Origin of the sequence: Parasedimentitalea marina (assembly GCF_004006175.1) — a bacterium.
GTDB classification, from domain to species: Bacteria; Pseudomonadota; Alphaproteobacteria; order Rhodobacterales; family Rhodobacteraceae; genus Parasedimentitalea; species Parasedimentitalea marina.
The window spans coordinates 77,224-89,072 of sequence record NZ_CP033219.1 but is presented as its reverse complement, the minus strand read 5'-3'; the positions used below and the strand labels follow the sequence as shown (position 1 = coordinate 89,072).

Here is an 11,849-nt window from a genome sequence, read left to right as displayed (position 1 = left end):
CCGGCGGCCCTTGCAAGACAGTGGCGATAATGACCCGCCATGCGCAAGCATGGCGCCGGGCCCAACGGGAGAAGCGTCTCCGTCAGGAGACCGACGACGGGCGGGAGCGTCGGATCTAAATAGCTCAAGAATTGAGCGCCTGGAACACCGATAAAGGCCGAATTGAACTATGCCTTTGCTTCGGAGCGGGATACCACTGGCCGTATGATAGAGATCTTTTTTAGAACACTGCCCTTTTTCGCGATTATTGGACTTGGTTATTGGGCTGGGCGGACCCGTTTCTTTAGCCCCGAAGCGACCGCCTATCTAACCAAATTTGTATTCTTTTTTGCGTTATCGGCGATGATCTTCCGCTTTTCGGCCAACCTGTCCTTTGCGGAAATTTTCGATCCAAGGCTGATCATTGGCTATCTGGCTGGAACCATGGCGGTCTATGTATTGGTCACGCTGATCGCTGCACTGCGCGGCTTGGACATGCAGACCGCCGCGGTTGAGGCCCAGTGCGGGGCCATTGGCAATGTTGGTTTTCTGGGTCTGCCGATGATGGTGATCCTGTTTGGAGAAGCCTCGATCGGGCCGATGATGTTGGTGCTCAGCGTGGATCTCGTGGTCTTTTCGTCACTGATCGTCATCCTGATCAATGCGGATCGGGGGTCGGGGCTCGGTCTGGCGACGTTCAAACTGGTGAGTGCTGGGCTGGTCAAGAACCCAATGATCGTTTCGATCTGTTGCGGGCTCATCTGGTCGGCTTTCGCCCTACCATTGCCTGCGCCGGTCAATGAGTTCCTGACAATTCTCGGCGGCGCGGCCACGCCGGGGGCACTATTTGCCATTGGAGCCTCGCTGGCGGGAAAATCAGCCGAACGCGTACAGATTGCAGTCTGGCTCAGTTTTGCCAAGCTGGTGTGCCACCCAATTTTGGTCGCGATCGGAGTATTGTGGCTGCTGCCGCTGGATGCCTATTCGGCCACTGTGGTGATCTCGGCCGCAGCTCTGCCGGTGGCGGGAAATGTCTATATGCTGGCGCAGCACTACGGCGTTGCGCCGCAGAGGGTTTCAGCAACGATTCTGTTTTCCACCATGGCATCAATCATATCAGTCCCGCTAATGATCTCTTGGGTTAGCACCCTGGTGGGCCTCCCCTGAGGCAGATCCGCACAATTCGCCATAATCCTACGAATTTACCGCGTTTTTGGACGGTTCGTGTTCCCTTGCACTAGACCCACGCCCCCCTGCCGGGTAGCGGTAAGACAACCAATTCAGGAGAATTTTTATGGAAACCCTGTCGAAAAACAAAGCCTTTGGCGGCACTCAAGGTGTGTATCGGCACACCAGTACCGCAACCCAGTGCGATATGACCTTTGGCCTGTTCCTGCCGGCAGAAGCCTCAGACGGTCCAGTGCCTGTATTGTGGTATCTGTCGGGACTGACCTGTAACCATGAAAACGCCATGACCAAGGCCGGTGCACAAACCTGGGCCGCCGAGCAGGGCATCGCACTGGTGTTTCCCGACACCAGCCCCCGTGGCGAGGGCGTTGCCGATGACGAGGCCTATGATTTGGGTCAGGGCGCGGGTTTCTATGTCGACGCCACTCAATCCCCCTGGGCGCCTCACTTTAACATGTGGACCTATCTTGCAGATGAATTGCCGGCAGTGCTGGGCGACCAGTTTGCCGTTGATCTGAACCGTCAGGCCATCACCGGGCATTCTATGGGCGGCCATGGCGCGCTGACACTGGCGATGGGGCTGCCTGGGCGGTTCCGGTCGGTCTCGGCTTTTGCGCCGATCAGCAACCCAAGCGCCAGCGACTGGGGCCGCAAGCAGCTGACAGCCTATCTGGGCGACGACGAGTCGAACTGGGCCAACCATGATGCCACGCTGATGATGCGCAAGCAGGGGTTTGATGGTCCGATCCTTGTCGATACTGGCACCACCGATCAATTCGTCGATTTGTTGCAGCCCGAGGCCTTTGCCCATGCGGTTGCAGAACGTCGGCAAGAGGCCACGCTGCGTCTGCAAGACGGCTATGACCACAGCTATTTCTTTGTCTCTTCCTTTATTGAAGAGCACATCGCCTTTCACGCCGACGCGCTTTATCGGGATTGATCCATGACACAGTACGACTATGACCTCGTCATCATTGGCTCTGGCCCCTCGGGCCGGACCGCTGCCATTCAGGCAGGTAAGCTGAAACGCCGGGTTCTGGTCATTGATCGCCAGGATCGACTTGGTGGCGTTTCGGTGCATACCGGCACGGTGCCGTCTAAAACCCTGCGCGAAACTGTGCTGAACCTCAGCGGCTGGCGCGAGCGCAGTTTTTATGGCCGCTCATACCGGGTGAAGGATCAGATTGCCGCCGAAGATCTGAAGGCACGACTGCATATGACCCTGGAGCACGAGGTCGACGTGCTGGAACATCAGTTCAACCGCAACCACGTGGACTGGCTGCCTGGGCTGGCGAAATTCGTCGGGCCCAATGAGGTTGAAGTGGCGACCGAAGCTGGCGACACCAGCCGGGTGACTGGCGAGAAGTTTTTGATCGCTACCGGCACCCGCACTTATCGTCCCGACACGGTGCCGTTCAACGGTAAAACCATTGTCGACGGGGATGAATTCATTGAAATGGCGGAAATCCCCCGGTCCCTGATCGTCGTAGGTGCGGGTGTGATCGGGGTGGAATATGCCACCATGTTCTCGACTCTGGACGTGCGCGTCACCTTGATCGAGCCCCGCGATACATTCCTTGATTTCATCGACAGCACGCTGATTCAGGAATTCACCCACCAGATCCGCGAAAACGGAGTAGATCTGCGTCTTGGGTCGGCCATCGACAATGTCGAAGATGCCGGCCGTCACGTCGAAGTCACCCTGGACAACGGCCGTCATGTTCGCGGTGAAATGCTACTGTTTGCAGCTGGTCGCATGGGCAACACCGAAGGGTTGAACCTAAAGGCGGTGGGGCTGGAAACCGACCATCGCGGACGGCTTAGCATCGATCGCAAAACCTATCAGACCGGGGTGCCGTATATTTATGCCACTGGGGATGTGATCGGCCACCCGTCGCTGGCCTCGACCTCGTTGCAACAGGGGCGTGTTGCTGCCTGTCATGCGCTGGAAACGCCAACCCTGCCAGAAAGCCCCTGGTATCCCTATGGCATCTATTCGGTGCCGGAAATGTCCACCTGTGGCATGTCCGAGGAAGAGCTGCAGGAGCGCGGCATTCCTTACGAGGTGGGCGTGGCCCGATTCCGCGAGACATCACGCGGGCATATCATGGGGCTGGAGCACGGCATGCTGAAGATGCTGATCAGCCTGAAAACCCGCCGGGTTCTGGGGGTGCAGATCGTCGGCGAAGGCGCCACCGAGCTGATCCACATTGGCCAGGCGGTGATGAACCTGCAGGGTACGGTGGACTATTTCGTGCAGAACACCTTCAACTATCCAACCCTGGCCGAAGCCTATAAAACCGCTGGTCTGGACGCCTTTAACCGCATGCCGATCCCGGATGAGTTCAAGGTCGCGAAAGAGCCCAAAGCGGGCAAGAAGCCAGCCGCGAAATCCGCCAAGGCCGATAAGTAATGGTGCTCTACATTGATGCCGACGCCTGCCCGGTCAAGGACGAGGCCGAGCGGGTCACCACCCGCCATAAGCTGAAGATGTATGTGGTTTCAAACGGTGGATTGCGCCCCTCGCGCAATCCATACGTGGAAAATGTCATCGTGGATGCGGGCGCCGATGTCGCGGATATGTGGATCGCTGATCGCTGTGGCAAGGGCGATGTTGTGGTGACCGGCGATATTCCTCTGGCCGCCAAATGCATCGCAACAGGGGCGCGCGTGCTGCGTCACAACGGTGAGGCCTTCAGCGAGGCGAATATCGGCCAGCAACTGGCCATGCGCGACCTGATGGCCGACCTGCGCGCCGCCAATCCGCTGGGTGCCGGCGGCAGCGGCAAAGGCTTCACCAAGACGGATCGATCACGGTTTCTGGAGGCACTGGAGCGGGAGATCCGTGCAGCAGGCAGAAGTTAGTCTGGCTGAACCTGCGCGCGCCCCGATGGCGTAAGGCCCCACACAACGGTATTGCTTTTGCCCTTGGCGGTACGCGCCAACCCAAAATCTAACAGTTCTTGTAAAACTTCATTGGTCCGATCTTTGCTGCGCATCGCTCCCTCTTGCGCTGCTCTCGCAGATTTGAACACCCCCGTGACGGTGCGCAACGTATAGCGTGGGTCAGATAAAGCCTTGAGCACACTATGCTGTTCCGGGTTCAGCCCCAGATCACCGTCATTGTTCAGATCATCCGCTTCGGTTGATGCACTAGTAAAGACCTCGAACACCGCCTCACTGCGCTTCAGCTCTTCAATTGTTCCCATCAACGAGGCTTCTCTCAATTCAAGATCACGAATTTGTTGCTGACTGGTATCCTTCGCATCCTCAAGTCGATGAATTCTCTGTCCCAACTCAATTTCGCTTCCTCCGATTTTTATCTTGGTCACCAAAGGTAAAAACCAAACAACGAATGCAACACCCACCATTGTCACGGTTGCCTCATTCAGCTCCCATTCTCCCCATTTTGTGTACAACTGAAGTCCCACTAGGACTGCCGCAACCAAGGTAAAACAAGCTGGAAGGTAGAGTGTATAAATCGGAGAAAGATTATTTGACTTTGGATTTACATCTTCAGAGGTTTTTGACATCGTGATAAATCCACTAATTAGAAATCACTTTGGCGTTTGCAGCTTATAGTAGCTTATTTCGATAAAGAGTCGGAAAAAGTTTAGTTTATTGTACTGAATTTAACAATGGAGCGCACCTATCTCCATGTAACGTGTTTGCCCGACCCGAGATTTCCGCCCAGATCAGTTCCACAGAATACCCGAATTCCCTTTTGTCGCCCATTGCTACTCCTCCGACTTTGCGCCACTGATCATGCAATCACCACGCGAGGGCCCCGATGAGCGCACAGGCAAAAGTCAATATCTGGGGCGTTCTGGCCGCCTTGGGGGCGGGCATTGCCTTCTCTATCATAGACACCATCGCCAAGTTTCTGTCCGGTGATTACCCGCTGCATGAAATGGTTCTGGTCCGCTCGATCATAGCTCTGGTCGTTCTACTGGCTGTCATCATGCCACTTGAGGGCGGCTATCACTTGCTGCGCACCCATCAGCCCCGCCTGCATATTCTGCGTTGTCTGGCCGTGCTGTTTGCCAATCTCTGTTTTTTTACCGGTCTGGCCATAATGCCACTGGCCGAGGCGGTGGCGATTGCCTTTGCCACGCCGCTGATTGTCACCACCCTGTCTGTGGTTTTTCTGAAAGAGAAAGTTGGCCCCTGGCGCTGGGGTGCGGTGGCGGTGGGGTTTCTGGGTGTGTTGGTGATCATGCGCCCCGGCGCGGGCACCTTCCAACCGGCCGCGATTCTGCCGTTTCTGGGCGCCTGTGGCTATGCAACGCTACATGTTCTGACCCGGCGGGCGGGCGGCTCTGAGGCCGGGTCAACACTGGCGTTTTATCCGATGTTTGGCTTTCTGCTGATCAGCACAGTGGTCGGTTTAACGCTGGGCGATGGGCGGTTTTCCGATGGCAGCAACCCCGGCGTTGATTTCATCCTGCGGGCCTGGATCTGGCCCGCGCCACAGGACTGGCCGCTGTTCATCGGCCTGGGCGTTGCCGCATCGTTTGGCGGCTATCTGGTGGGCCAGGCTTACCGCTTGTGTGAGGCAGGCCTGGTGGCACCGTTCGAATACATTGCCATGCCAATGGCGGTGCTTTGGGGTGTCATGGTATTCAACGAGTGGCCAGAACCGCAAGTTTGGCTCGGCAGTGCCTTGATCATTGGCTCGGGTCTTGTTTCAGTCTGGCGAGAGACCCGAAACCATCGCCCCGCCAGCCGCCCCAGGCCACGTGCCAACGGTTAACAAAGGAAACCCGTTCATGCCCATCCAAGCCGTCGTTTTTGACATCGGAAATGTGCTGGTAGAGTGGCACCCGGAACGGTTCTATGACGCTCAAATTGGCCCAGACCGTCGCCGCGCTCTGTTTGCCGAGGTTGATATGCACGGTATGAACCTGAACGTGGACCGCGGCTTTGATTGGCGCAGCTCTGTCTACGAACTGGCAGAACAGCACCCCAAATGGCAGGAAGAAATCCGGTGGTGGCACGACAGCTGGCTGCAAATGGCAACGCCGGAAATTCCCCAATCCACGCGCCTTCTCAGAGCACTCAGGGCCAACGGAATCCCGGTCTTTGCGCTGAGCAACTTTGGTATTGGAACCTTTGAGTTGGCCTGCACAGCCTATCCGGTGCTGACAGAATTCGACCGCCAGTATGTCTCGGGTTACATGCAGGTGATCAAACCCGATGCTGAGATTTATGTACGACTTGAGGCCGACTCTGGCGTCCAGCCCGCCGGGTTATTATTCGCTGATGACCGTCCCGAGAACATTGACGCCGCCGCTGCGCGTGGCTGGCAAACCCATCTATTTACCTCACCAGAAGGCTGGGCCGAACGGCTTGTGTCCGAGGGGCTACTGACCAAGGAGCAAGCCACATGAGTATTCCAATCATTGGATTCGAAGACGGCAACGCCGTGCTGGATTGGATCGAATTCACCCAGGCGCTGGCCAAGGGACATGAACTGCCCAAGGCCGAGATAGGCGATACGTTTCTGTACCGGTCTCCAGATACCCTGCTATCCCGGTCCGCATGGATCGACGGGTTGGGACTGGCTGTCAAAACCGCCAATATTTTCCCCGGCAACCCAAAAGCGGGCAAGCCGATGATCAACGGATCCGTTTGCCTGTATTCGGACATTGATGGCCAACTGGAGGCGCTGGTGGATTTTCATTTGGTGACCAAATGGAAGACCGCCGGTGACAGTCTGCTGGGGGCCTTACGATTGGCGAACCCGGATGCGGCTGAGGTATTGATTGTCGGAGCGGGAACAGTTGGTGGGTCGCTGATTGATGCCTTCTCGGCCGGGTTCCCCAAGGCAAAAATTCGGGTCTGGAACCGCACCACGGCCAAGGCCGCCGATCTGGTGGCCAATCACCCCGGCACGCAGATAGCGCCGGATCTGGAAGCAGCGGTCCGCACAGCCGATATCATCATCACCGCCACGATGTCGTCGTCTCCGGTGATCAAGGGCGACTGGTTGCGCCCCGGCCAGCACCTGAACATGATCGGCGCCTACAGGCCAGACATGCGTGAAGTAGATGACACCGCTCTGACCCGTTCAAAAATCTACACGGACAGTTTCGATACAACTCTGGATCATATCGGAGAATTCATGATCCCGTTGGCAGCCGGGGTGATCCAGAGAAGCGACGTTCTGGCGGATTACTACGGGTTAGATGGCTTTCCAAGGTTCGACCCAAGCCAGATCACCCTGTTCAAGAACGGCGGCGGGGCGCATCTGGACCTGATCACCAGTCATCATATTCTGGAGAAATGGAAGGCTAGCGCCTAATCTGATAGCCGCATATGGGCAAATCAGCGAATAGTTTCGCAACCACGCGTTAAAACCACCGCCAGCGACTGCGGCTGCGCTGAACTTCAAGGAACACAGGGCTCTCCCGCCCGTCGTTGGACATCTAAAGTGAGATGCCCGCCTCCCGTTGGGCCCGGCGCCACGCTAAAGCGTGGCGCGCCCGCTCTCCAGAGCCAGTCCACACCTAAATGGCTCTCTTTTTGTCTACATTTCACTTTGGGGTCCGGGGCAAGCCCCGGAGGCGCCGCGTAGCGGCGCCATGCCCAAGTCCGCAAGGGTCATTGGCAAAGCCAATAAGCCGAGTGGGCGCGGGAGAAATTCGAATGGCCGCAAATTAACTCTTAAATGTCAGCCAGTTCCTAGGCCATGGCAGCTGGCAATGTGCCATTCTTCGGGGTCTCACGAATTGGCAGGTGCACTATCGCACTAAATGCACCGATCCCCACACCAATCCACCAAACGAGAGTGTAATCCCCGTACATATCGTACATCCGGCCACCCAACCAAACCCCAAGGAAACTGCCCAATTGGTGACTAAAGAAAACGATCCCGTATAGTGTGCCCATGTATCGTAAACCATAGAGATGTGCGACTAGGCCCGAAGTCAGCGGCACAGTTGCCAACCACAACGAACCCATGACTACAGAGAACACAATCACCGATGTGGGAGTGATTGGCATCATGATGAATAGGGCCGCGGCAATGGTTCGCCCTGTGTAAATACCTGCCAGCAAGTACTTCTTAGAATAGCGATTGCCCAACCAGCCAGCCAACAACGTACCACCAACGTTAGCGGCGCCGATCAGTGAGATTGCAATAGCCCCCAGGGACGAAGTTGTGGTGATCCCCAGGCTATGCAACGCCCCGCCAGGAAGGATTGGGCCGCACATCTCGGTGATAAAGGCCGGAAAGTGTGCCGTGACAAAGGCCAGCTGATAGCCGCAGCTGAAGAAACCCAGAAAGATCATCGTATAAGACGGGTCCTTGAACGCCTTGATCAGGATCTGCCCCATGCTCTCTTCCAGTTCGGCCTTTGAAACGGCGACCGGTGACCGCATTAGCGGCAGAGTCAGTATCAGTGCCAAAACGACACCCGCAAAGATCATGAACACCTGTTGCCAGCTGATAAAACTGAGCATCCATTCAGCCGTTGGGGCACCAAATATCTGACCTGCTGACCCAGCGGCCGTAACAATAGCCAGCGACATCGACCGGTTTTCGTCCGAGCTGGCGCGCCCAACCACAGCCAGAATAACACCGAAGCCTGTGCCCGCGATGCCAAAACCCACCAACCATTCATAGGCCTGCATCTCAAATGGCGTGGTAGAGCCCGCACTCAATACCAAGCCAGCCGCATAGACCAAAGCCCCCAGCACGATTGCTTTGCGATCCCCTACCTTCTCGGCCAAAGCGCCGAACAGCGGCTGGCCTATCCCCCAGGCCAGGTTCTGGATCGCAATGGCCAGTGAAAACTCGCTACGCGCCCAGTTGAATTCCTCGGCAATCGGGATCTGAAACACTCCAAACGACGCCCGTACCGCAAAGCTGACCATGATGATAACACATCCGACGATCAGAACCGGGGAAAAAAGGGAGGGCTGGCGCTGCATGAGAGTTTTCCTGAATTGCGTCCGGCGACCTTATTGGCAGGACACTCGACTCTCAAATCAAGAATTTTGCGCCGTCACGTCAAAATATTTGATGTATGCGTCATGTGGGATTGGTTTGCGGAGCTTTTCAACCTTTCCGAGCCGCGTTATGGCTAGCATATGATCAATTTGACCACTTTATACCGCGACAAGATTGCCAAGGGTGAATTGCGCCCGGATCCGGCGCAAGAGGCCGTGCTGCCGCATTTTGACCGGATTAGCGCCGGATTGCGCGCCCCGCCTGTGAAACGAGGCCTGTTTCGCAAGAAAATGCCCCCCTCCCCTAAAGGGCTCTATCTTTGGGGCGGCGTTGGGCGCGGCAAGTCCATGTTGATGGATCTGTTTGTCGACAGTCTGGCTGACATCCCGGTGCGCCGGGTGCATTTTCACGCCTTTATGCAGGAAATCCATGCTGCAATGCACCGCGCGCGCCAAGATGAAGTCGAGGACGCTTTGGCACCGGTCGCCGCAGAGGTCGCCGCCAGCGTGCGGCTGTTGGCCTTTGACGAGATGCAGATCAGCGACATCACGGATGCAATGATCGTCGGGCGGCTGTTCGAAGCTCTTTTCACCGCCGGGGTGGTGGTGGTCACCACATCAAACCGAGTGCCGGATGATCTGTATAAGGATGGGCTCAATCGGCAACTGTTTCTGCCGTTTATCGATCTGATCAAAGAAAAAATGGAACCCTGGGAAATGGTCAGCCCAACCGATTATCGGCAGGATCGGTTGCAGGGATCACAGGTCTATTTCACCCCAAATGGGCGCGCAGCATCGGAGGCCATTCAGGCAATTTGGCAGGACCTTGCGGGCGGGTCTGCTGAACCTCTCATTCTACGGGTTAAGGGCCGGGAGGTTCTTTTGCCGGCATATCGTAACGGAGTGGCGCGGGCGACCTTTTATGACCTGTGCGGTAAAATGTTAGGCCCTGGCGATTATCTGGCCATAGCGGCTGACGTGAAGGTATTGGTGTTGGAAGACATCCCAAGTCTGTCGCGCAATAACTTCAACGAAGCCAAGCGTTTTGTCACCTTGATCGACGCCCTGTATGAGGCCCGCGTGCGGCTGATCTGCTCGGCTGCGGCCAAGCCGGAGATGCTGTATCTGGAAGGAGAAGGCACGTTTGAATTTGAACGCACCGCCAGCCGATTGCGCGAAATGCAGAGCGAGGATTGGGGGCTGTCAGACACGTAGGGGTGTGGACCGCATTATCTTGGGGACGAGAACACAGCTGTTTTAGGAGGCGCTGCCCACAGGTAGTATGGGGGGCGCTGCCCCCGGTGCGGCAAGCCGCTCCTCCCCCGGGATATCTATGGCCAGATGAAGAGCGGAAGTGCTGGGTTGATGATTAGCCGTTTTCGCGCAGGATGGCGCCGGCCAGATAGAGTGATCCGCATATTAATACGCGGGCCTGCGGGTCTTGCTGGACGATACCTGCCAGAGCCGATGCAGCGGACACAGCGGTTGCTGAATTGAGCCCCACTTTGGCGGCGGCGGCGGCGGTGTCTTCTGCAGGCAGGGTATTAATCTCATCCGGAATTGAGATCGCGGTGAGGCTGTCAGCCTGCCCCGCCAGCGGTGCCATGTAGCCGGTCACGTCCTTGGTGTTCAGCATACCACAGATCAGGTGGGTGGGACGTTTGGGCAATTTGGCCAGAACATCCGCTAAAGCCACTCCAGCTGCAGCGTTGTGACCTCCGTCCAGCCACAGCTCGGCTGAGGGTGCTGATTGCACCAGCGGGCCGGTTTTCAGGCGCTGCATTCGGGCAGGCCAAACGGCATTGGCCATCGCGGCTTCGCAGGCTGAGTGATCCGCGCCAAGATAGCGCAGGGCGGCCAGTGCCGCGCCGGCATTCTGGATTTGGTGCGCGCCCAGCAGGGCAGGCAGTGGCAGATCCAGCAATCCGTGATCATCCTGAAACACCAGTCGCCCGAACTCGGTGTGAACATGCCAATTCTGACCTTGAGCGATGAGAGGCGCGCCCAATCGGGCCGCTGTGGCCTCGATGACCGCCATCACCTCGTCCGGCTGAGGGCCAACCACACAGGGCACGCCACGTTTTATGATACCGGATTTTTCGGTGGCGATCTTGGTCAGGGTATCGCCGAGAAATTTTTCGTGGTCGATCGAGATTGGTGTAATGATGGTCAGTTCTGGCGTCGCAATCACATTGGTGGCGTCCAACCGGCCGCCCAGTCCAACCTCGAGCAGGGTGTAGTCTGCCGGAGTGCGGGCAAAGGCCAGCAGCCCAGCCACGGTGGTAATCTCGAAATAGGTGATGGTTTCACCACCGTTCTTTTCATAACACTCGTCCAGGATTGCGGTCAGGTGGTCCTCGGTTATCAAGTCACCTGCAAGACGTATCCGTTCGTGAAACCGGGCCAGATGCGGTGACGTATAGGCGTGGGCAGATTTACCCATGCCTTCAATCCCGGCGCGGATCATCGCCTGGGTCGACCCCTTACCATTGGTGCCAGCCAGATGAATAACGGGCGGCAGGCTTTCCTGCGGATTGTCCAGTGCCGCGAGCAGCCGCCAAACCCGGCCCAGTGTCAGGTCCATCAGCTTGGGATGCAGCGCCATCATGCGGGTCAGGATGGTATCAGAGGAGGCTTGTGTCATTGGAGGCAAATCCCTGAGGCAGGTCGCTTATGGAAAAGCCGCCCACCGTTTCAGGCAGGCGGCACAGCAAGGCGGAACAGTCCGC

The 11,849-nt window shown here is 57.1% G+C and carries 11 protein-coding genes; 8 read left to right on the top strand and 3 right to left on the bottom strand.

The genetic code is table 11. The features are described from left to right. The first annotated feature begins 204 nt into the window (after positions 1 to 204). The 4 genes from EBB79_RS00355 to EBB79_RS00340 all read left to right on the top strand — a co-directional run bounded on the left by EBB79_RS00355 (position 205) and on the right by EBB79_RS00340 (position 4,032). Entirely contained in the window at positions 205 to 1,146 is a 942-nt protein-coding gene (locus EBB79_RS00355) for an AEC family transporter (protein ID WP_127746933.1), read from the top strand. A gap of 127 nt (positions 1,147 to 1,273) precedes the next feature. Beyond that, positions 1,274 to 2,107, top strand: a complete 834-nt coding sequence (gene fghA, locus EBB79_RS00350; RefSeq protein WP_127746932.1) for an S-formylglutathione hydrolase — start codon at positions 1,274 to 1,276, stop codon at positions 2,105 to 2,107. A 3-nt stretch (positions 2,108 to 2,110) separates the two neighbouring features. After that, on the top strand, positions 2,111 to 3,580 hold the full coding sequence (gene sthA / locus EBB79_RS00345) for a Si-specific NAD(P)(+) transhydrogenase (RefSeq protein ID WP_127746931.1): 1,470 nt from the start codon (positions 2,111 to 2,113) through the stop codon (positions 3,578 to 3,580). Then, positions 3,580 to 4,032, top strand: a complete 453-nt coding sequence (locus EBB79_RS00340) for a YaiI/YqxD family protein (protein ID WP_127746930.1) — start codon at positions 3,580 to 3,582, stop codon at positions 4,030 to 4,032. Before sthA ends, EBB79_RS00340 begins: the two co-directional genes overlap by 1 nt. Here EBB79_RS00340 and EBB79_RS00335 read toward each other — a convergent pair. Beyond that, positions 4,029 to 4,700, bottom strand: coding sequence for a hypothetical protein (locus EBB79_RS00335; protein WP_127746929.1), 672 nt, complete (start codon positions 4,698 to 4,700; stop codon positions 4,029 to 4,031). The genes EBB79_RS00340 and EBB79_RS00335 overlap by 4 nt on opposite strands. A 257-nt stretch (positions 4,701 to 4,957) precedes the next feature. Here EBB79_RS00335 and EBB79_RS00330 point away from each other — a divergent pair, with 257 nt between their 5' ends. The 3 genes from EBB79_RS00330 to EBB79_RS00320 are packed head-to-tail and all read left to right on the top strand — an operon-like array spanning position 4,958 to position 7,471. After that, on the top strand, positions 4,958 to 5,920 hold the full coding sequence (locus EBB79_RS00330; RefSeq protein WP_127746928.1) for a DMT family transporter: 963 nt from the start codon (positions 4,958 to 4,960) through the stop codon (positions 5,918 to 5,920). A gap of 16 nt (positions 5,921 to 5,936) precedes the next feature. Continuing rightward, the gene (locus EBB79_RS00325) at positions 5,937 to 6,557 is read left to right on the top strand and encodes an HAD family hydrolase (RefSeq protein WP_127746927.1); all 621 of its coding nucleotides are present in this window, start codon (positions 5,937 to 5,939) and stop codon (positions 6,555 to 6,557) included. After that, the gene (locus EBB79_RS00320; protein WP_127746926.1) at positions 6,554 to 7,471 is read left to right on the top strand and encodes an ornithine cyclodeaminase family protein; all 918 of its coding nucleotides are present in this window, start codon (positions 6,554 to 6,556) and stop codon (positions 7,469 to 7,471) included. The genes EBB79_RS00325 and EBB79_RS00320 overlap by 4 nt, the downstream gene beginning before the upstream one ends. Before the next feature lie 380 nt (positions 7,472 to 7,851). Here the strand turns inward: EBB79_RS00320 and EBB79_RS00315 are convergent, their stop codons facing one another. Further along, positions 7,852 to 9,102 (bottom strand): MFS transporter, encoded by a 1,251-nt coding sequence (locus tag EBB79_RS00315; protein ID WP_127746925.1) that lies wholly within the window; start codon positions 9,100 to 9,102, stop codon positions 7,852 to 7,854. A gap of 159 nt (positions 9,103 to 9,261) precedes the next feature. Here EBB79_RS00315 and zapE point away from each other — a divergent pair, with 159 nt between their 5' ends. Further along, a complete protein-coding gene (zapE, locus tag EBB79_RS00310) occupies positions 9,262 to 10,335 on the top strand; it encodes a cell division protein ZapE (RefSeq protein WP_127746924.1) in 1,074 nt (357 codons plus the stop codon). Positions 10,336 to 10,489: 154 nt separating this feature from the next. Here the strand turns inward: zapE and EBB79_RS00305 are convergent, their stop codons facing one another. Beyond that, positions 10,490 to 11,764, bottom strand: a complete 1,275-nt coding sequence (locus tag EBB79_RS00305) for a bifunctional folylpolyglutamate synthase/dihydrofolate synthase (RefSeq protein WP_127746923.1) — start codon at positions 11,762 to 11,764, stop codon at positions 10,490 to 10,492. Between the last annotated feature and the right edge of the window lie 85 nt (positions 11,765 to 11,849).

Bases quoted from the DNA above. Each gene is read 5' to 3' on its own strand.
- EBB79_RS00315 (WP_127746925.1), bottom strand. From the start codon at position 9,102: ATGCAGCGCCAGCCCTCCCTTTTTTCCCCGGTTCTGATCGTCGGATGT.
- sthA (WP_127746931.1), top strand. From the start codon at position 2,111: ATGACACAGTACGACTATGACCTCGTCATCATTGGCTCTGGCCCCTCG.
- EBB79_RS00340 (WP_127746930.1), top strand. From the start codon at position 3,580: ATGGTGCTCTACATTGATGCCGACGCCTGCCCGGTCAAGGACGAGGCC.
- EBB79_RS00330 (WP_127746928.1), top strand. From the start codon at position 4,958: ATGAGCGCACAGGCAAAAGTCAATATCTGGGGCGTTCTGGCCGCCTTG.
- EBB79_RS00355 (WP_127746933.1), top strand. From the start codon at position 205: ATGATAGAGATCTTTTTTAGAACACTGCCCTTTTTCGCGATTATTGGA.
- fghA (WP_127746932.1), top strand. From the start codon at position 1,274: ATGGAAACCCTGTCGAAAAACAAAGCCTTTGGCGGCACTCAAGGTGTG.
- EBB79_RS00320 (WP_127746926.1), top strand. From the start codon at position 6,554: ATGAGTATTCCAATCATTGGATTCGAAGACGGCAACGCCGTGCTGGAT.
- EBB79_RS00305 (WP_127746923.1), bottom strand. From the start codon at position 11,764: ATGACACAAGCCTCCTCTGATACCATCCTGACCCGCATGATGGCGCTG.
- EBB79_RS00335 (WP_127746929.1), bottom strand. From the start codon at position 4,700: ATGTCAAAAACCTCTGAAGATGTAAATCCAAAGTCAAATAATCTTTCT.
- zapE (WP_127746924.1), top strand. From the start codon at position 9,262: ATGATCAATTTGACCACTTTATACCGCGACAAGATTGCCAAGGGTGAA.
- EBB79_RS00325 (WP_127746927.1), top strand. From the start codon at position 5,937: ATGCCCATCCAAGCCGTCGTTTTTGACATCGGAAATGTGCTGGTAGAG.